The 19,397-nt window shown below is 72.5% G+C and carries 10 protein-coding genes and 3 pseudogenes; 10 read left to right on the forward strand and 3 right to left on the reverse strand.

The window, feature by feature from the left end; translation table 11 throughout:
• Positions 1–98: 98 nt before the first annotated feature.
• The 9 genes and pseudogenes from ACWEPF_RS32080 to ACWEPF_RS32120 form a co-directional block, all read left to right on the forward strand.
• A pseudogene (locus tag ACWEPF_RS32080) lies at positions 99–7,823 on the forward strand (amino acid adenylation domain-containing protein); the annotation flags it as partial.
• A gap of 38 nt (positions 7,824–7,861) precedes the next feature.
• A complete protein-coding gene (locus ACWEPF_RS32085) occupies positions 7,862–8,086 on the forward strand; it encodes an MbtH family protein (RefSeq protein ID WP_380149775.1) in 225 nt (74 codons plus the stop codon).
• 81 nt (positions 8,087–8,167) lie between these two features.
• Positions 8,168–9,949 carry an ABC transporter ATP-binding protein gene (locus tag ACWEPF_RS32090; protein ID WP_452175316.1) on the forward strand — a complete coding sequence of 594 codons (1,782 nt, stop codon included), beginning with the start codon at positions 8,168–8,170 and terminating at the stop codon, positions 9,947–9,949.
• A complete protein-coding gene (locus ACWEPF_RS32095; RefSeq protein WP_452175317.1) occupies positions 9,942–11,672 on the forward strand; it encodes an ABC transporter ATP-binding protein in 1,731 nt (576 codons plus the stop codon). Before ACWEPF_RS32090 ends, ACWEPF_RS32095 begins: the two co-directional genes overlap by 8 nt.
• 46 nt (positions 11,673–11,718) lie before the next feature.
• Complete coding sequence (locus tag ACWEPF_RS32100) at positions 11,719–12,576, forward strand: siderophore-interacting protein (protein ID WP_452175318.1); 858 nt, start codon at positions 11,719–11,721, stop codon at positions 12,574–12,576.
• Between the two features lie 35 nt (positions 12,577–12,611).
• Entirely contained in the window at positions 12,612–13,676 is a 1,065-nt protein-coding gene (locus tag ACWEPF_RS32105; RefSeq protein WP_452175319.1) for a FecCD family ABC transporter permease, read from the forward strand.
• The gene (locus ACWEPF_RS32110) at positions 13,673–14,704 is read left to right on the forward strand and encodes a FecCD family ABC transporter permease (protein ID WP_452175320.1); all 1,032 of its coding nucleotides are present in this window, start codon (positions 13,673–13,675) and stop codon (positions 14,702–14,704) included. The genes ACWEPF_RS32105 and ACWEPF_RS32110 overlap by 4 nt, the downstream gene beginning before the upstream one ends.
• Before the next feature lie 77 nt (positions 14,705–14,781).
• Positions 14,782–15,057: a hypothetical protein gene (locus tag ACWEPF_RS32115; protein WP_452175321.1), complete on the forward strand. Its 276-nt coding sequence runs from the start codon at positions 14,782–14,784 to the stop codon at positions 15,055–15,057.
• Positions 15,058–15,358: 301 nt separating this feature from the next.
• Positions 15,359–15,819: pseudogene (locus tag ACWEPF_RS32120) on the forward strand (ATP-binding protein).
• Between the two features lie 579 nt (positions 15,820–16,398).
• Here ACWEPF_RS32120 and ACWEPF_RS32125 read toward each other — a convergent pair.
• Both ACWEPF_RS32125 and ACWEPF_RS32130 read right to left on the reverse strand, forming a co-directional pair.
• Positions 16,399–17,127 carry a hypothetical protein gene (locus ACWEPF_RS32125; RefSeq protein WP_452175322.1) on the reverse strand — a complete coding sequence of 243 codons (729 nt, stop codon included), beginning with the start codon at positions 17,125–17,127 and terminating at the stop codon, positions 16,399–16,401.
• Between the two features lie 422 nt (positions 17,128–17,549).
• Positions 17,550–18,191 (reverse strand): hypothetical protein, encoded by a 642-nt coding sequence (locus ACWEPF_RS32130; RefSeq protein ID WP_452175323.1) that lies wholly within the window; start codon positions 18,189–18,191, stop codon positions 17,550–17,552.
• 136 nt (positions 18,192–18,327) lie between these two features.
• On the opposite strand from ACWEPF_RS32130, the pseudogene ACWEPF_RS32135 reads away from it, so the two are divergent.
• Positions 18,328–18,552: pseudogene (locus tag ACWEPF_RS32135) on the forward strand (ATP-binding protein); the annotation flags it as partial.
• Positions 18,553–18,578: 26 nt separating this feature from the next.
• Here ACWEPF_RS32135 and ACWEPF_RS32140 read toward each other — a convergent pair.
• Positions 18,579–19,223, reverse strand: a complete 645-nt coding sequence (locus ACWEPF_RS32140; protein WP_452175325.1) for an SMI1/KNR4 family protein — start codon at positions 19,221–19,223, stop codon at positions 18,579–18,581.
• Positions 19,224–19,397: the final 174 nt, after the last annotated feature.

Raw genomic sequence — 19,397 nt, forward strand, 5'->3', positions numbered from 1 at the left:
GCTCGGCGCCGTCCTGCTGGACCGTTCCCCACGGGGCGTCAGCCCGACACCGGCGGGCGCGGTCCTCCTGACCGAGGCGCGCGAGGTGCTGGACCCCCGCCTACGTCATCCACACCTCCGGCTCCACCGGCCGCCCCAAGGGCGTGGTGATCACCCACCGGGGCCTCGGCACGCTCGCAGAGGAGCACCTCGGCGGCCCGTTCGCCGAGGTGGCCGCCGGCCGCCGGCTGCGGGTGCTCGGCACCGCCTCGTTCGCCTTCGACTCCAGCTGGGACCAGCTGCTCTGGCTGCTCGGCGGCCACCAGCTGCACCTGCTCGGCGAGGCCGACCGCCGCGACGCCGAGGCCGTGGTGGCGTACGTCGGCTCCGAGCGGATCGACGTGCTCGACAACACCCCCAGCTACACCCGTCAGCTGATCGACAGCGGCCTGCTGACGGGCGGTCACCGCCCCTCGGTGCTGCTGCTCGGCGGCGAGGCGCTGCCCGAGCCGCTCTGGACCGAGCTGCGCGCCGTGCCCGGCCTGACCGCGCTCAACTACTACGGCCCCACCGAGGCCACTGTCGACGCCCTGCTCGCCGACCTGGCCGACACCCCGGAGCCGGTGGTCGGCCGCCCGCTGCGCGGCTCCCGCGCGTACGTGCTCGACGGCCTGCTGCGGACCGCCCCGGCTGGCGCGGTCGGCGAACTGTACCTGGCGGGACCGCAGTTGGCCCGCGGCTACCTGGACCGGCCCGGCCTGACGGCCGAGCGCTTCGTCGCCGACCCCTTCGCCGAGGGCGAGCGCATGTACCGCACCGGCGACCTGGTGCGCCGCCGCGCCGACGGCGTGATCGAGTACCTCGGCCGCACCGACGACCAGGTGAAGATCCGCGGCCACCGGATCGAGCCCGGCGAGATCGAGGCCGCGCTGACCGAGCTGCCCGGCCTCGCGCAGGCCGCCGTGCTGGTGCTCCCCGGCGCCGTCCGCCGCATCGCCGCCTACGTGGTGCCCGCCGCCGGTGCCGTCGCGCCGACCCCGGACGAGCTGCACGCGGCACTCTCCGCCCGGCTGCCCGAGTACATGGTGCCGTCCGCATTCGCCGTGCTGGACGCCCTGCCGCTGAACATCAGCGGCAAGCTCGACCGGGCCGCGCTGGCCGCGCTCGCCCTCGACTTCACCGGCGAGAGCGGCGCCCGGGCCGCCGAGACCGAGACCGAGGAGCTGCTCTGCGAGCTGTTCGCCGAGGTGCTCGGCCTGCCGGAGACCGGCGCCGACGCCGACTTCTTCCGCCTCGGCGGTGACTCCATCTCCTCGATCCGCCTGGTGGGCGCCGCCCGCGCCGAGGGTCTGGCCCTCAGCCCGCGCGACGTCTTCGAGCTCCGCACCCCCGGCGCCCTGGCCGCCCTCGCCGACCGGCGGGAGAGCGCCGAGGCCGGGCCCGAGCTGCCCGAACTCCCCGCCGCCACCGAGGCGGAGCTGCGGCTCGCGGCCGCCGCCGTGCCCAAGCTGGAGGTGGCCGAGCTCTGGCCGGTCTCCCCGCTCCAGCAGGGCCTGCTCTTCGAGGCCGGGTACGACGACCAGGGCATCGACGTCTACACCTCACGGGACGTCATCTCGCTGTCCACCCGGGTCCCGCTCGCCGTGCTGCACGGCGCGCTGGCCGGGCTGCTGGAGCAGCACCCCAACCTGCGAGCCGGCTTCCTGTCCGACGCGCTGGACCGCCCGGTCGCCTTCCTGCCGCGCCTGGTGGAGGTCCCGCTCACCGAGGCCGACCTGTCGGCGCTGGACGAGAGCGCCTTCGAGGCCGAACTCGCCCGCCTGGTCGAGGCCGAGGCGCACACCCGCTTCGACCTGGCCGCCCCGCCGCTGCTGCGGGTGGTCTCGGTGCTCGCCCCCGACGGCGGTCAGCGCATCCTGCTCACCAACCACGCCCTGCTCTGGGACGGCTGGTCGGCCGGCCTGGTGCTCCAGGAGCTGCTGACCCGCTGCCACCTCGGCCTGACCGGGACCGGCGACGGTCCCTCGCTCCCCGAGCCGGGCCTGCCCTACCGGGACTTCCTGCGCTGGCTCGGCGCCCAGGACCAGGAGCAGGGCCGGGCCGCCTGGCGCAGCGCGCTGGCCGGCCTGGAGGAGGCCACCCTGCTGGCCCCGCAGGCCCGCGAGCGCGCCGCCCTGCTGCCGGAGCAGGTCACCGCCGCCCTCTCCCCGGAGCTCTCCGTCCGGCTGGCCGGGTACGCCCGGGCCCACGGCCTGACGCTGAACACCGTGGTCTCCGGCGCCTGGGCGCTGCTGCTGGCCGGACTGACCGGCCGTCAGGACGTGGTCTTCGGTGCCACCGTCTCCGGCCGCCCGGCCGAGCTGCCCGGCATCGACGCCACCATCGGCATGTTCCTCAACACCGTGCCGGTCCGGGCCCGGCTGGACGGCGGCGAGCGGGTCGCCGACTTCCTGGCCCGGCTCCAGCGGGAGCAGACCGAGCTGCTGCCCCACCACCAGACCGGCCTCGGCGAGATCCAGCGCGACACCGGCCTCGGCCGGCTCTTCGACACCCTCCAGGTGGTCCGCAACACCCCTGCCGACGACGAGCTGCGGGACCGGATCCGGGCCGCGCTCGGTGTCCGGCAGATCGCGGACGTGGACGCCACCCACCTCCCGCTGATCTTCATCACCAACCCCGGGGAGGTGCTGGACTTCGAGTTCAAGTACCGCCCCGACGTCTTCGACCGGGAGACGGTCGAGCAGCACGCCGAGCGAATGGTGGCGCTGCTCACCGCCCTGGTCACCGACCCGGGCCTGCTGGTGCGCGACGTGGACGTGCTGACGGTGCGTGAGCGCGGTCTGGTGCTGGGGGAGTGGGCCGACACTGGTCGGGAGCTGCCGGAGGCGACGGTGGCGGATCTGCTGGCGGAGCGGGCCGCGCTGGTGCCCGGTGAGACCGCGCTGGTCTTCGGTGCCCGGTCGTGGACGTACGCCGAGCTGGACGCCACGGTGAACCGGCTGGCGCGGCTGTTCACGGCGCGCGGGGCGGGGCCGGAGAAGGTGGTGGCGCTGGGGCTGCCGCGTTCGCTGGAGATGGTGGCGGCGCTGTTCGCGGTGCTGCGTACCGGTGCGGCGTACCTGCCGCTGGAGCTGGATTACCCGAGGGACCGCCTGGCCTTCATGGTCGAGGACACCGCCCCGGTCGTCCTGGTGACCGACTCGACGGCGGCCGCGCTGATGCCGGAGCACGCGGCGACGGTGCTGCTGGACGACCCGGCGGTGGTCGCCGAGCTGGCCGGGACGTCCCCCGAGGCCCTGGGCGTGACGGTCGATCAGGACCTTCCGGCGTACGTCATCTTCACCTCGGGCTCGACGGGCCGCCCCAAGGGCGTCGTCACCCCCTACCGGGGTCTGACGAACATGCAGCTGAACCACCGGGAGGCGATCTTCGATCCGACGGTCGCGCTGGCCGGCGGCCGTCGGCTGCGGATCGCGCACACGGTGTCGTTCTCCTTCGACATGTCGTGGGAGGAGCTGCTCTGGCTGGTCGAGGGCCACGAGGTGCACGTCCTCGACGAGGCGCAGCGCCGTGACGCCCAGGGCTTGGCGGACTACCTCGACGCGCAGGCGATCGACGTCATCAACGTGACGCCGTCCTACGCCCAGGCGCTGGTGGACTGCGGTCTGTTGGACGAGGACCGGCACCGGCCGGCGCTGGTGCTGCTGGGTGGTGAGGCGGTGGCGGAGACCCTGTGGTCGAAGCTGCGCGACACCCCCGGGGTACTCGGGTACAACCTGTACGGGCCGACCGAGTACACCATCAACACCCTCGGCGGCGGCACGACCGACTCCGACACCGCGACCGTCGGCCGTCCGATCTGGAACACCCGGGCCCACGTGCTCGACTCCTTCCTGCGCCCCGTCCCGGTGGGCGTCCCCGGTGAGCTGTACGTGGCCGGTGTCGGTCTGGCGCGCGGCTACCTCAACCGCCCCGGTCTGACCGCCGAGCGCTTCGTCGCCGACCCGTTCGGCGAGCCGGGCGCCCGGATGTACCGCACCGGCGACGTGGTGCGGTGGCGCGGCGACGGCCTGCTGGACTTCCTGGGCCGGGCCGACGACCAGGTGAAGATCCGGGGCTACCGGGTCGAGCCCGGCGAGATCGAGGACGCCCTCGCCCTGCACCCGACGGTCGCTCAGGCCGCCGTGCTGGTGCGGGAGGACGCCCCCGGGGTGAAGCGGCTGGCCGCCTACCTGGTGCCGGCCACCGGTGCCGCCGTGGAGGTGGCCGCCGTCCGGGCCGAGCTCGCCGCCCGGCTGCCCGAGTACATGGTGCCGGCCGCCTTCGTGGTGCTGGACGCGCTCCCGCTGACCGTCAACGGCAAGCTGGACCGCGCCGCCCTGCCCGCCCCCGAGACCGGCGGTGCCGGCACCGGTCGGGCCCCGCGCGACGCCCGCGAGGAGCTGCTCTGCGGCCTGTTCGCCGAGGTGCTCGGCCTGGCCGAGGTCGGCCCCGAGCAGCACTTCTTCGAGCTGGGCGGCCACTCCCTGCTCGCCACCCGCCTGGTCGGCAAGGTGAAGGCCGCGCTGGGCACCCGCCTGACGGTCCGTGACCTCTTCGAGGCCCCGACCCCCGCCGGCCTGGCCCTGCGCACCGAGACCTCCGACCCGCGCCCGGCCCTGGCTCGCCGCGAGCGCCCGGCCGACCTCCCGCTCTCGCACGCCCAGCGCCGGATGTGGTTCCTGCAAAATCTTGACGGTTCCGGCGCCACCTACAACGTCCCGCTGGTGGTCCGGGTGAACGGCGCGCTGGACCTGGACGCGTTGCGGGCGGCCGTCCGCTCCGTCACCGAGCGGCACGAGAGCCTGCGCACCGTCTTCACCGAGCGGGACGGCGGGGTCTTCCAGACCGTGCTGGCTCCGGCCGGTGAGGTGCACGTCCGCCGCTCCACCGAGGAGACGCTGACCGCCGACGTCGAGGCCGAGGTCCGGTACGGCTTCGACCTGGCCGCCGAACTCCCGCTCCGGGTCTCGGTGCTGGAGCTGGGCGAGGCCGAGCACGTGGTGGTGCTGCTGTTCCACCACATCGCCGGTGACGAGTGGTCGATGCTGCCGTTCATCGAGGACCTGAACCAGGCGTACGCCGCCCACCTGACCGGCGGGCAGCCCGGCTGGGCGCCGCTGCCGGTGCAGTACGCCGACTACACCCTCTGGCAGCAGGAGCTGCTGGACGGAGCGACGGGTCTGGCGGAGCGTCAGGCCTCCTACTGGCGCGAGGCGCTGGCCGGGCTCCCCGAGGAGTTGCCGCTGCCGACCGACCACCCGCGCCTGCCCACCGCCCGCCTGGCGGGCGACACCGTGTACGCCCAGGTGCCGCCGGCCGTCTACTGCGGCCTGCGGGCCGCGGCCCAGGCCACCGGCACCACCACCTTCATGGTGCTCCAGGCCGCCGTGGCCACCCTGCTGCACCGCCTGGGTGCCGGTACCGACATCCCGCTCGGCGCCCCGGTGGCCGGACGCTCGGACAACGCCCTGGACGGGCTGGTCGGCTTCTTCGTCAACACCGTCGTGCTCCGCAACGACCTGGCCGGCGACCCGACCTTCAGCGAGCTGCTGGCCCGCACCCGGGACACCGACCTGGCCGCCTTCGCCCACCAGGACCTCCCCTTCGACCGCCTGGTGGAGGCCGTCAACCCGCCCCGGGTGCCCGGCCGCCACCCGCTCTTCCAGGTGATGCTGGGCTACCAGCACAGCGCCGGGGGCGAGGGCAGCCTGCTCGGTCTGAAGAGCCGCATCCTGCCCTTCGAGCTGGGCGCGGTGAAGTTCGAACTGGACTTCAACTTCGAGGAGATCTCCTCCGAGGAGCAGATCGACATCGCCTTCGAGTACGCCACCGATCTGTACGAGCGGGGCACCGCCGAGGCGCTGGTGGAGCGGCTGCTCGCGGTGCTGGCCCAGGTCGCGGCCGACCCGGCCCGCCGGATCGGGTCACTGGACGTGCTGACGGTCCGTGAGCAGGAGTTGGTGCTGGGGGAGTGGGCCGCAACCGCCCGCGAGCTCCCCGACGCCACGGTGGCGGACCTGCTGGCCGAGCGGGCCGCACAGGTCCCGACGGAGACCGCGCTGGTCTCCGGCGAGCGCTCGTGGACGTACGCGGAGCTGGACGCGACGGTGAACCGGCTGGCGCGGTTGTTCACGGCGCGCGGGGCCGGGCCGGAGAAGGTGGTGGCCCTGGGGCTGCCGCGTTCGCTGGAGATGGTGGCCGCCCTGTTCGCGGTACTGCGTACCGGTGCGGCGTACCTGCCGCTGGAGCTGGACTACCCGAAGGACCGCCTGGCCTTCATGGTCGAGGACACCGCCCCGGTCGTCCTGGTCACGGACTCCACCGCGCTGGCCCGGATGCCCGCGTACGCGGCGACGGTGCTGCTGGACGACGAGGCGGTGGCGGCCGAGCTGGCCGGGCTGTCCTCCGAGGCCTTGGGCGTGACGGTCGATCAGGACAGTGCCGCCTACGTCATCTTCACCTCCGGCTCGACCGGCCGCCCCAAGGGCGTCGTCACCCCCTACCGGGGTCTGACGAACATGCAGCTCAACCACCGCGAAGCGATCTTCGATCCGACGGTCGCGCTGGCCGGGGGACGGCGTCTGCGGATCGCGCACACGGTCTCGTTCTCCTTCGACATGTCGTGGGAGGAGCTGCTCTGGCTGGTCGAGGGCCACGAGGTGCACGTGATGGACGAGGCGCTGCGCCGCGACGCCGAGGCGCTCTCCGCGTACTGCGCCGAGCACCGGATCGACGTCATCAACGTCACCCCGTCCTACGCCCAGGCGCTGGTCGACCAGGGCCTGTTGGACGAGGACCGGCACCGGCCGGCCCTGGTGCTGCTGGGCGGTGAGGCGGTGGCCGAGACGCTGTGGTCGAAGCTGCGGGACACCCCTGGCGTGCTGGGCTACAACCTCTACGGGCCGACCGAGTACACCATCAACACCCTCGGCGGCGGCACCCTCGACTCGGACACCGCCACCGTCGGCCGTCCGATCTGGAACACCCGGGCCCATGTACTGGACGGCTCGCTCCGCCCGGTGCCGGTCGGCGTCCCCGGTGAGCTCTACGTCAACGGTGTGGGCCTGGCCCGCGGTTACCTCAACCGCCCCGGCCTGACCGCCGAGCGCTTCGTCGCCGACCCGTTCGGCGAGCCCGGCGCGCGGATGTACCGGACCGGCGACGTGGTCGCCTGGCGCCCGGACGGGCTGCTGGACTTCCTCGGCCGGGTCGACGACCAGGTGAAGATCCGGGGCTACCGGGTCGAGCCGGGCGAGATCGAGGACGCCCTGGCCCTCCACCCGACGGTGGCCCAGGCCGCCGTGGTGGTGCGGGAGGACGCCCCGGGCGTGAAGCGCCTGGCCGCCTACCTGGTGCCGGCCACCGGGGCGCGGGTGGAAACCGCCGCCGTCCGTCGTATGCTGACGGAGCGTCTGCCGGACTACATGGTCCCGTCGGCGTTCGTGGTGCTGGACGCGCTCCCGCTGACCGTCAACGGCAAGCTGGACCGCAAGGCCCTCCCCGCGCCCACCGGCGCGGACTTCACCGCCACCGGCCCCGTCCGGGCACCGCGCACCCACGCCGAGGTGCTGGTGCACTCCGCCTTCACCGACGTGCTCGGGCTGCCGGACCTCGGGATCGACGAGAACTTCTTCGACCTCGGCGGCCACTCCCTGCTCGCGATGGCGCTGCTCCAGCACCTGCGGGCCGACTTCGAGGGCAACGACCTCTGCCTGGGCGACGTGCTTGCCCGGCCCACCGTCGCCGCCCTCGCCGAACTCCTGGCCGGACCGGTGGCGGACGCCCCGACCTGCCAGTCCTGACACCCACTCACCCCCTTCCACCCACAGAGGAGAACCCCATGAGCTCGACCAACCCCTTCGAGGACGACGCCGCCCAGTACTACGTGCTGGTCAACGAGGAGAACCAGCACTCGCTCTGGCCCGCCTTCGCCGAGGTCCCGGCCGGCTGGACCGTGGTGCACGGCGAGGACAGCCGCCAGGGCTGCACCGACTACGTGGACGCGCACTGGACCGACATGCGCCCGGCCAGCCTGATCGCCCGCACCGAGGCCGCCTCCGCCTGATCCGTGGCATCCGGGGGCGGTGAGCCAGGCGCCACCGCCCCCGCCCCGGACCACTTCCGATCCCGAACAGACGGACACCAGTTGAGCACCGATCAGATCGCCCCGGCCGACCCCGGCGGGCTGACCGCCGAGGACCTCGCCGACGAGGACCTGGACCCCGCCGCGCTCTCGCCCGAACGCCGCCGCCGGGCCCGCGCCCTGCTGCGCGGCGCGCTGCGCCCGCACCGGGGCCTGGTGGCCGCCGCCATGGTGGCCGCCGCGATCCGCCAACTCGCCCTGCTGGCCGTGCCGTGGTGCGTGCAGCAGGCCATCGACGAGGGCCTGGAGAAGAACGACAGCGGCACCCTGCTGTTCTGGAGCGTGGCCACCCTGGCCACCACCGTGGTGCAGTTCGCCGGTCTGTTCGGCTGGCAGTTCCTCTCCGCCTACGCGGACTGCAAGGTCGGCGCCGACCTGCGCGGGCGCCTGCTGCGCCACCTGTCCTCGCTCGACCGCGGCGCGCTCGCCTCGCGCGGCCACGGCGACCTCTCGATGCGGGCCACCCGGGACACCGACCTGGTCCGCGAGTGGGTGCACGGCCTGGCGATCTGGGTGGTGCTGGCCACCACCTTCGTGGTGGTGCTGCCCGCGCTCGCCGTCACCGACGTCAGCCTGCTGCTGGTGGCCCTGGCCACCCTGCCCTTCCTGGTCTGGGTCAACCTGTACTTCCCCAAGCGCTTCGCCGCCGCCAGCGGAGAGCTGGCCACGGCGCACGGCGACCGGGCCGACGCGGTGGCCGACCTGCTCCAGGTCGGCACCGGCCTGCGCGGCACCGGCGGCCACCGCCCCCTGGTGGACCGTCACCACCTGGTCAGCGCCGAGGTGAAGCGGCGTACCGTGATCGCCGCCCGGGTCGAGGCCGGCTGGGCGGCCGCGGCGCCGTTCGTCCCGCGGATCGCGGTCGCGGCCGGCGTCGGCATCGGCGGCCTCGCCGTCCTCGACGGCTCGCTGAAGAAGGGCGCGCTGCTCGCCTTCATCTCCTGGATGGCCATCATCACCCTGGCCACCCGGGTCCTGGTGGACCGTCTGCTGGAGCGCGGACAGGCCGACGTGGCCGCCGCCCGGATCGACGAGGCGCTCTCCATCCTCCCCACCGTGGTCGAGCCCGCCCCCGGCGCCGCGAAGCCGCTGCCCGCCACCGGCGCGCTCACCCTGACCGGCGTCAGCGCCGTCCGGGACGGCCGCGCCATCCTCGCTCCGCTGGACCTCACCGTCGCGCACGGCGAGTTCCTCGCGGTCGACGGGGCCACCGGCTCCGGCAAGTCCACCCTGCTGCGGATGCTGGTCCGGCTGGACGACCCGGCCACCGGCACCGTCCGCTACGGCGCCACCGACCTGCGGGACGTGATGCTGGACGAGGTCCGCACCCGGATCGCCTACGTGGCCCAGCGCCCCGTGCTGCTCTCGGGCACGGTGGCCGACAACCTGCGGCTCGGCCGCGACCTGCCCGAGGAGGCGCTGGTCGAGGCCTGCCGGACCGCCGGCATCCACGACCAGCTGGCCGCCATGCCGGACGGCTACGCCACCGAACTCGGCGAGGGGGGAACCGCCCTGTCGGGCGGTCAGGTCCAGCGCCTGGCCATCGCCCGGGCCCTGCTCGGGGACCCGAAGGTGCTGCTTCTCGACGACTCCACCTCCGCCCTGGACACCAGCACGGAGGAGCTGGTGCTGGAGCGGCTGAAGGTCTGGGCCGAGGACCGCACCGTGGTCTTCTGCACCCACCGCTCCGCCGTGCTGGCCGCCGCCGACCGGGTGGTCACGCTGGCCGCCCCGCTCCACTCCGCCGAGGCGGAGGACCGTACCGAGGAGGTGTCCCGTGGCTGAGCAGCCCGTGCTGAAGGACGAGGCCGACCAGAAGCAGGTACTGCGCCGCGCGGCCCCGTACCTGCGGCCGCACCGCACCAAGCTCGGCATCGCGCTGGGCGTCGGCCTGGCCGACTCGGCCGCCCTGGTGGCCGTCGCCCCGCTGGTCGGCCTGGCGACCAAGGCCCTGACGGACGACGACCGCCGGCTGCTCGGCCTCGCGGTGACGCTGCTGGTGATCGCCGCGGTGGCCCAGCTCGCGCTGGCCCGGGTCGGTGAGCTGCTGCTCATCAAGTCGGGCGAGGAGGTGGTCCGTTCACTGCGCGAGCGGGCCGTGGAGAACCTGGCCACCGCCCCGCTGCGCTTCCTGGAGACCCACCGCAGCGGCGAGCTGCTGCGCCGGGCCACCGGCGAGGTGGCCGCGCTGGCCGCCTTCGTCCGGCTGCACCTGCGCAACCTGGTCTCCTCCGGGGCCACCCTGGTCTTCACCGTGGTGCTGCTGGCCGGGTACTCCTGGGTGATGCTGCTGCTGCAGCTCGCCGTCTTCCTGCCGCTGACCCTGCTGGTGACCCGGTGGTTCCAGCGCGACGCTGGTGCCGCCTTCGGCGGAAAGGCCCAGGCCGAGGCCGCCGTCGCGGCCACCTTCACCGAGACCCTGACGGCCCGTGAGGCGCTGCAGACCTCGCGCGGGCTGGCCGGCTGGACCAAGCGCTTCGACCGGGAGAACACCCACGCCGTCACCGCCGCCCGGCGGGCCCTGCTGGTGGAGAACCGGATCGACCTGGTCTCGCTGGTCGAGGGACTGGCACTGGTGGTGCTGCTCGCGGTCGGCGGCTGGATGGTCACCCAGGACCTGATGGGCCTCCCCACGGTGGTGGTCTTCGTGCTCGCCAGCCGGAACCTGTTCGACTCCTTCACCGAGCTCTCCCAGCTGGTCGGCGAGGTGCAGGGCGCCAAGACCGGCCTGGCCCGGCTGCTCGAACTGCTGGACGCCACCGCCCCGTCGGGCCCGTCGGGCCCGGTCTCCCTGCCGGAGCGGGGCGAGCTGCGCTGCGAGGCGGTGGACTACCACTACCGCGCCGACCGGCGGACCCTGCACGCCGTCTCGCTCGCCTTCCCGGCCGGCAGCCGGACCGGTGTGGTCGGCGAGACCGGCTCCGGCAAGACCACCCTCTCCAAGCTGCTCTGCGGCCTCTACGCGCCGGACGGCGGCACGGTGAGCTTCGGCGGCACGGACCTGCGCGAGGTGCCCGAGGCCGAACTGCGGCGTCGGGTGGTGCTGGTGCCGCAGGAGGTGCGGATGGTGACGGGAACGGTGGCGGAGAACCTGGCCCTGGTGCAGGGTTCGCCGACGCGGGCGCAGATCGAGCGGACGGTGGAGCGGCTCGGCCTGGCCGACTGGATCGCCGGCCTGCCCGGCGGCCTGGACGCCGAGGTCGGCCAGCGCGGCGGCAACCTCTCGGCGGGGGAGCGTCAGATCCTGGGCCTGGTCCGGGCGGTGCTGGCCGATCCGGCGGTACTGGTGCTGGACGAGGCCACCGCCGACATCGACCCGGCGACGGCCGCCCGGCTGGAGCACGCGCTGGACGAGCTGCGGGCGGACTGCACGCTGATCGTGATCGCGCACCGGCCGGAGACCATCGCGCGGTTGCCCCGGGTGGTGCGGATGGACGGCGGGCGGGTGGTCGCCGACGGGCCCTCGGCCGGGCAGCCCGCCGGGGCTGGCCTTTCGGGAGTAAGTTAGGCTAGCCTAAGCTGACTTGATCACTCCTGCACCGAACGGGCCGACCATGACCACCGAAGCCGCCGTGCCCGCCGTGACCGTTCCGCCCCGGCTGCGGATCGTCCGGCACCCGCTCAAGTACCGGTTCCTGGAAGTGAAGCGGGTGCTCCGGGTCACCCCGGGCACGGTGCGGGTCACCTTCGGCGGCGAGGCCCTGGAGGGCTTCTGCGAGCAGCAGCCCACCGACCACGTGAAGCTCTGCTTCGCGGAGGAGGGGGCTGCTGCTCCGGTCGAGCCGGTGGTGGTGGACGACACCTGGGTGGACGCCCCCGAGGGCATGTCCGAGCCGCTCACCCGCGACTACACCATCCGTCACTACCGGCGGGCGGAGCAGGAGTTGGACATCGACATGGTGCTGCACGGCACCGGCGTCGGATCCTCCTGGGCGGCCTCGGCCGAGCCCGGGATGAAGCTCGGCGTCTTCGGGCCGCGCGGCTCCGAGGTGATCGACTTCGTCCACGACTGGTACCTGCTGGCCGCCGAGGAGACCGCCCTGCCGGCCCTCGCCCGCTGGATCGAGATGCTGCCGGCCGGGGTGAAGGTGCTGGCCTTCGCCGAGGTCCCCGGCCCCGAGGACGAGCAGGTCTTCGAGACCGCCACCGAGCTCACCATGACCTGGCTGCACCGCGGCACCGCCCCCGCCGGTACCACCGACCTGCTGGAGCGGGCGATCCGCGCCGCCGTCCTCCCCGAGGGGCTGGGCTACTGCTGGGTGGCCGGCGAGGCCAACACCCTCAAGCCGATCCGCCGTCACCTGCGCAACGACCGCGGCCTGCTGAAGCAGCAGGTCGACGTGGACGGCTACTGGAAGCGCGGCACCGCCAACCACGACCACCACGAGGACGACGAGCACGAGCACGCCTGAGTCCGCCGCCCGACCCGCACTTTCCTAGGACCCGCATGAGCACCGACACCCTCACCGCCCCGGCCCCGCCGCGACGGGCTGCTGCCGCCCGGCGAGGGCAGTCCACCCGGCGGCGGGTCGGCTGGCTGCTCGGCGGGCTGGCGCTGCTCGTTCTGCTGATGCTGGCCGGGATCGCGGTCGGCGCCCGCTGGGTGCCGCCCGCCCGGGTGCTCGACGTGCTGCTGCACCGTCAGCCCACCGACGAGGACTGGATCGTGGTCCACCACGCCCGGATCCCCCGCACCCTGCTGGCCGTGGTGATCGGCGCCGCCCTCGGCCTGGCCGGCACCCTGATGCAGGCCGTCACCCGCAACCCGCTCGCCGACCCCGGACTGCTCGGGGTCAACGGCGGAGCGGCGGCCGCCGTCGCGGCCGGGACTGCGCTGTTCGGGCTGCGCGGCTTCCACTCCTTCGTCTGGTTCGCGCTGGCCGGAGCCGGAATCGCCGCCCTGGTGGTGCAGTTGCTCGGCTCCGGGGGCCGGGCCTCCGCCACCCCGGCCCGGCTGGCGCTGGCCGGGACGGCCGTCACGGCGGTGCTCACCGCCTTCGTCAACGGCCTGATCCTGCTCGACCCGCTCACCCTCAACCGCTTCCGCTACTGGCAGGTCGGCACGCTCGGCGGCCTGGACGCCGCCGTGCTCGGCCAGGTGCTCCCGTTCCTGGCGGCCGGGGCCCTGATCACCTTGCTGCTGGCCCGTTCGCTGAACGTCCTGGCCCTCGGTGACGAGACCGGTCACGCCCTCGGCGCCCGTCCGCTCCGCACCCGGCTGCTCAGCCTGCTCGCCATCACCCTGCTCTGCGGCGCGGCCACCGCCGCCGTCGGCCCGATCGCCTTCGTCGGCCTGGCCGTCCCGCACCTGGCCCGCTACGTGGCCGGTGCGGACCAGCGCTGGGTCCTGCTGCTCTCCGCCGTCTTCGCCCCCGTCCTGCTGCTCGGCTCCGACATCCTCGGCCGGCTCGTCCTGCACCCCGCCGAACTCCAGGTCGGCGTGGTCACCGCCTTCCTCGGCGCCCCGCTCTTCATCGCCCTGGTCCGGGGCCGGAGGATCGCCCAGCTGTGAACGCCCCTGCCTCGCTCCGCCTCCCACGCGGCCTCTCGTTCCGCCTGCACCCGCGCGCCGTGGTCGTCTGCGTGCTCCTGACCCTCGGTCTGGCCGCCTGCGCGGTCTGGGCCCTGACGGTCGGTGACTTCCCGGTCCCGGTCTCCGGGGTGCTGGACGCGCTGCTCGGCAGCGGGCCGCGCGGCACCCGGTACGTCGTCACCGAGCTGCGGCTGCCCCGGGTCCTGACCGCGCTGCTGGTCGGCGCGGCGCTGGGCCTGGCCGGGGCGCTGTTCCAGACACTGGCCCGCAACCCGCTCGGCAGTCCCGACGTCATCGGCTTCACGGTCGGGTCGGCGACCGGCGCGCTCGCGGTGATCCTGGTGATCGGCGGAAGCGCGGCCTCGGTGGCCGGGGGAGCGGTGGTGGGCGGGCTGGTCACCTCGGCCGCGGTCTACCTGCTGGCGCGGAAGGGCGGCGCCCAGAGCTACCGCCTGGTCCTGGTCGGCATCGGCGTGAGTTCGCTGCTCGCCTCGCTGAACGCCTACCTGATCGCCCGGGCCTCGTTCACCGATGCCCAGAGCGCGGCGGTCTGGCTCACCGGCAGCCTGAACGCCCGGGGGTGGGAGCACTGCGGCCCGCTCGCCGTCGTCCTGCTGGTGTTCCTCCCGGCCGCCCTGGTGCTCGGCCGCTCCCTCCGCCTGCTGGAGATGGGCGACGACACCGCCACCGCCCTCGGCATCCGCGCCGAGCCCGTCCGGGCGGGGGTCGTGCTGGTCGGCGTCGCCCTCACCGCCGCCGCCACGGCGGCCGCCGGCCCGATCCCCTTCGTCGCCCTGATCGCCCCGCAGGCCGTCCGCCGCCTCACCCGCGCGACCGGCCCGAACCTGCTCGCCTCCGCCCTGCTCGGCGCGGTCCTGCTCGCGCTGAGCGACCTCGCCGCCCAACGCCTGCTCGCCCCCACCCAGCTCCCGGTCGGCGTCTTCACCGGCGTGGTCGGCGGCCTCTACCTGGTCTGGCTGATCGCCCGTCAGTGGCGCCGCCGCTGACGCCGGTTACGGTGAACCCCGCGAGCCGCTGCGGCGTCTCTCCTCCCGACCGCTACGACCCTCAAGGAGAACGGCGCATGGCCGACGAGAAACCCCAGCAGACCGACGAGCGGGGCCACGACTTCGGGCCCTGGTGGGCAGAGCTCGGAACGGTGGGATCGGTCGCGCTGGTCGTGGTCGGCCTGGCGGCGGTGGTGTGGGTCACCTTCAGACTGCCCGGCACCCCGGAGAACCTGGCATCCGGCTACTACCAGGCCGCCAGGGTCGTGGCCATCGGCCTGGTGGCCGTGGGGTGCACGGTCCTGGGCCGACGCCGCGCCCGGGCCGCGGCCGAGGGGGAGACGGGCGCGTAGGACAACTGTCGGCCGGCCGGATCCGGTGCGGAGGATCCTCGGACGGGCCGTCACCCCGTTCCGTCGAGCACTCTTTCGGCCAGGCCCACCAGTGCCGAGCCGATGCCCTGGTCGTGTCACGAGCTCCTAGAACCGTGCGACGCTCCTGTCATCCGGCCGTCCGTCCGGGCCTGGAGCGCCGGTGAATTCCCAGGCGATCTCGTGGAGGTTTCCGCCGACCTTTCCTGCCCAGTTGCCCTCCCCTCGCCGCGATGTCCTCGCGCACCTGGCGACCGGCACGTTCGTCGCGAAGGCGGAGAACGTGATCCTGCTCGGGCCGCCCGGGATCGGGAAGACACACCTGGCCATCGGCCTGGGCGTCAAAGCCACCCAGGCCGGCTACTCGGTCCTGTTCGACACCGCCAGCAACTGGATCTCCCGCCTCGCCGAGGCCCACCACTCAGGCCGGCTGGAGGCAGAGCTGAAGAAGATCCGCCGCTACAAATTGATCATCATCGACGCAGTGGCTACATCCCGTTCGACCAGGACGCCGCGAACCTGTTCTTCCAGCTCATCGCGTCGCGCTACGAACAGGGTTCCGTGATGGTGACCTTGAACCTACCCTTCGGACGCTGGGGAGAGACCTTCTCCGACGACGTCGTCGCGGCCGCGATGATCGGCCGCCTCGTCCACCACGCCGAGGTCCTCACCCTCACCGGCGACTCCTACCGCACCCGCCAACGACGTGAACTCCTGGCCAAGGACCGCGCCAGCCACGGCTGAGCCACCCCAGCTCGGACACACATTCATCTGAGACGCTGACCGCATGGAAGACGACACCGCTGATCAGCGGGCAACTGATGAGGACACGCGTCCTTGCGACTACTGCGGGCACCCAGTCGACACGGACTCGCTCGACGAACGCGACTGCCCGGCCTGCGGGGATCCTGAATGGGCGGCGGACAGCGCCTCGGCCTGACCGCGACAGCTCACCGGGGGTCAAAAGTACCGGACTGGGAGAGGGTCAACTCTGCGGGAGCGTTGACACGCGGTCCGCGACGACCGGCGCTTCCGCCAAGGCTTGCGGCTGTCGAAGCTGCCGCACCACAAGACACTGCGGTTATCTGGCGTTGTTTGGGCCAGCACAGGCATGTGCCCAGGCATCGCACGTGGTTGACCGTCAAGCGGTCGGTGTCCGTGGCACGGGAGTGAGAGTCGTGTTGACTGCCTTGGGCGTGCATTAGTGCGCTGGTATCTCGACTCGGGGTGACGCGATGCCAGCAGGCGAGCACGCCGAAAATCGCCCCTTGCCCGGCGCGACGACGTGCGTGCCGAAGTGGCCGGCGCCGTCTCTCAGCAGGCTCAAGAGATGGTGGTCATTGCCCAGGAGGTGACCTCATCCGCCGACATTCTGATCTCGCCATCGCGAGCGGTGACGATCCACCCGTCCTCCCAACGAACGCACCATTGCTCATTCCGATAGGTCCACAGCTCCAGATGGCCCTCCGGAACACCCTCCAGCTCACGCAGCTCATGCACCAGATAGTCGGGCGAGGTGAAGACCGGCAGCCCACCGGTCGTCCCCGCTCCAGACTTGGGGTTGTCGAAGCGGATCAGTACGTACGGACTAGGGCCCCGGTTCAGATCCGGGGTCCTGAGCATCCGCCGGTACCGCTCCGCAGCCTGTTCGACCGTCTCCACCCCGGAGATCTCGGTGGAATACGCCGGGAAGACGACGAGGACAGATTCATGGAGCTCTGGGTCGTCCGCATGAAGGTTGTGCGCTTCTGGCCTGAGCCGTCCGACGACGTCGAAGTCCCGGCCAGGCCAGGAGAACCCGGGCAGAGCGATCAGAGGCTCCGCGCGCTCGATCGCCTCGGACTCCCGCTCTCGTACGAACTCCAGGACCGCCTGGCACAGATCGGCGTCATACGAGCCCTTGGTGTTGAGCCTGAAGACGTGTTGACCATCCGAGCCGGCCATCGCCATCAGCCTGAAGACCGGAGAGGGGGACCATTCCCAGGCGTTCGGAAGCCCTGGGAACGGCTCCGCCTTGGGCAGCGCAGACAGCTTCGAGACGATGTCGATCATCAGGCTTCCCCTGCTCGGCTGACGGCTCTTGTTCGGCTTGGCTCGCTGCAGACATCGCGTGCGGGCCGCGCACGGCAGTTCGCCTTCTGGACGCGCCGACCGACCACATGTTCTGGGCTCACCGCTGGACGATCGTGTCAGCCAAGGTGAGGAGGATCAACCGGATCCGACGGACGGCGGACGCCCCGGCCGGGCGGGAAACGACCACGACGAATCCGGGAAGCGATCTCCAGCCGGTGCCGCGCAGTCCTGGTCAGCCCCAATCGCAAATACCTCTTCAGCCGCCTGCTCGGACAACTCCACCCCTGCCTTCAGCACCACGAACCCCTCGACGAGAACACCGCCTTCCCCACGGCCACCCCGCTGGAACACGCCGTCGCCGCTTGACCTGGCGTCGACCTGGCGAGTCCGGCGCTGGACGCTCAGTGCCGTACGGAGAGCGGATCGCGCAGCTCGACCCGCAGGCGGATCGAAAGGTCGATCGGGAGTCCCAGCTGGGCGTAGCGAAGATCCTCTGCACGGCCCGCGATCAGGTCCAGGTCGCCCAGCTGGCGGCGGAGTTCTGCGAGCAGGTCCGGGACCACTGCCTCCTCCAGGTCCGGAAGCGGCGCACCGTCGTAGATGTGCGCCGCGAGCTGCTCGGTCGTGGGTGACTCGATGCGGCGGTGAACGACGTCCACCGCGCGGCGGCTCGCCCAGACGGCGAATTCGGCGATTCCGTACAGGTAGGTGTTCGCTGCGAACAGGACGCTCGCGGCCGCGTCCTCGTTGGCGTCGTCCGGGCCGTCCTGGCCGTCGTTGTGGCAGTGCTCGCTGAGCATGAACTCGGCCATCGCCCGGGTGACGGTCTTGAAGGCCGTCGTGTCACCCAATGCGCCCTCCCAGACGGCGTTCAGCAGCGGACGCAGGCTCAAGGTGAAGGGCGCCTGCTCATGTCCAGGCAGCTCCTCGTGCGCCCCCAACAGCCGCTCCGCGACACCGGCCGCGAACACCCTGCACTCACTGGACGACGCGGCCGCCAGTCGCCGGGCCACCACCTCCGAGAGGTCCTGCCACGTTTCCATCCGAACCACCCAAGTCGAGGTACAGCGTGCTCCTGCCCACCGGGGCGATCATCACATTCACCACCGTCAAAGCGTCATCCGCACCCCGCACTCAAGCCTCGCTTGACGCCTAACCGCGTGCGATGTCTGCGTCCCGGCGAACCTGGTCTTCCAGGTGATCTCCAAGCGCTCCGAGAAGGGTTCGATCATCCTGACCTCGAACAAGACCTTCAGCGAGTGGGGTCAGGTCCTCGGCGACGTCCTCGCTACCGCGATCCTCGACCGCCTCCTGCATCACTGCGACGTGATCTCTATCGACGGCCCCAGCTGCCGGCTGAAGAACCGCCTCATGGCCATCGAACGCGACACCGACGTCGCCTGATCAACCACCAAGCAGGAGAACGCAGTTCAGGTGCATTCCGCCGCCCACGGCTCAGCGCGCCAGCCGGGAAGTTCCTTGTCGAGCCAGGCTTCGACGGTAGTGCGCCAAGGATCGGAGGGGTCGCTCTCGACCACGTCGGCCCAGGTATCTGCCGCCAATTCAGGGTCGATGACCAGTGCGGCGAGGTAGGCATCGAAGTCGTCGGCAGCTTTGGTGAATACCCCCTGCTGCAGCCGCTCGGGCCAGGGAATGCCGTGGACGAAGGCATGGAGCTGGCCATGTGCCGCAGGATTCAGGTCCAAGAACAGGGTGTCGCTGCCGCCGTTCCGAGCGATGGGCAGCAGACCGGAGAGCGAGACTTCGCGCGCGAGCCACCAGCCCGAGAGCCGACGGTACTCACCGAGCAGGGTGCCGTAGCCGTACTCGCCGCCCTCGTCGCGGCCGAGCCGGTGCAGGTCGTCGAAGCCCTGGAGCGGTTCCGGCTCGCAGGCCGGCAGGCGAACGGAATACATGAGGCTCGCCCCACCTGCGGCCTGCAGGAACGAACGATACGACGCCGGCAAGGGCAGCCCGACCTCTCGTTCGAGAGCCTCCAGCTCAGTCATCTCAAACGCTCTGAACGGGCCGCAGACCAAACGCCCCTTGTACCAACGCGACAGCTCCTCAGACACGACCGGATTCTCGCACCGCGTACATCCCGGCACGTTCATCGGTACCTGCCTGAGCGCTTCAACGAGCATGCGGACAGCACGGGACTCACCGCCGGCGGCGAGTCGGCCTGCCGACCGACGCTGACGGAGCCGTGCCTGGGCCGGGCCACCGGGCCACCGGTTCTCGGGCCTGCT

Source organism: Kitasatospora sp. NPDC004289 (assembly GCF_053602875.1).

What these genes read in the sequence shown, in the direction of transcription:
- ACWEPF_RS32085 (WP_380149775.1), top strand. Translation starts at nt 7,862, where the DNA reads ATGAGCTCGACCAACCCCTTCGAGGACGACGCCGCCCAGTACTACGTG.
- ACWEPF_RS32100 (WP_452175318.1), top strand. Translation starts at nt 11,719, where the DNA reads ATGACCACCGAAGCCGCCGTGCCCGCCGTGACCGTTCCGCCCCGGCTG.
- ACWEPF_RS32105 (WP_452175319.1), top strand. Translation starts at nt 12,612, where the DNA reads ATGAGCACCGACACCCTCACCGCCCCGGCCCCGCCGCGACGGGCTGCT.
- ACWEPF_RS32115 (WP_452175321.1), top strand. Translation starts at nt 14,782, where the DNA reads ATGGCCGACGAGAAACCCCAGCAGACCGACGAGCGGGGCCACGACTTC.
- ACWEPF_RS32125 (WP_452175322.1), bottom strand. Translation starts at nt 17,127, where the DNA reads ATGATCGACATCGTCTCGAAGCTGTCTGCGCTGCCCAAGGCGGAGCCG.
- ACWEPF_RS32130 (WP_452175323.1), bottom strand. Translation starts at nt 18,191, where the DNA reads ATGGAAACGTGGCAGGACCTCTCGGAGGTGGTGGCCCGGCGACTGGCG.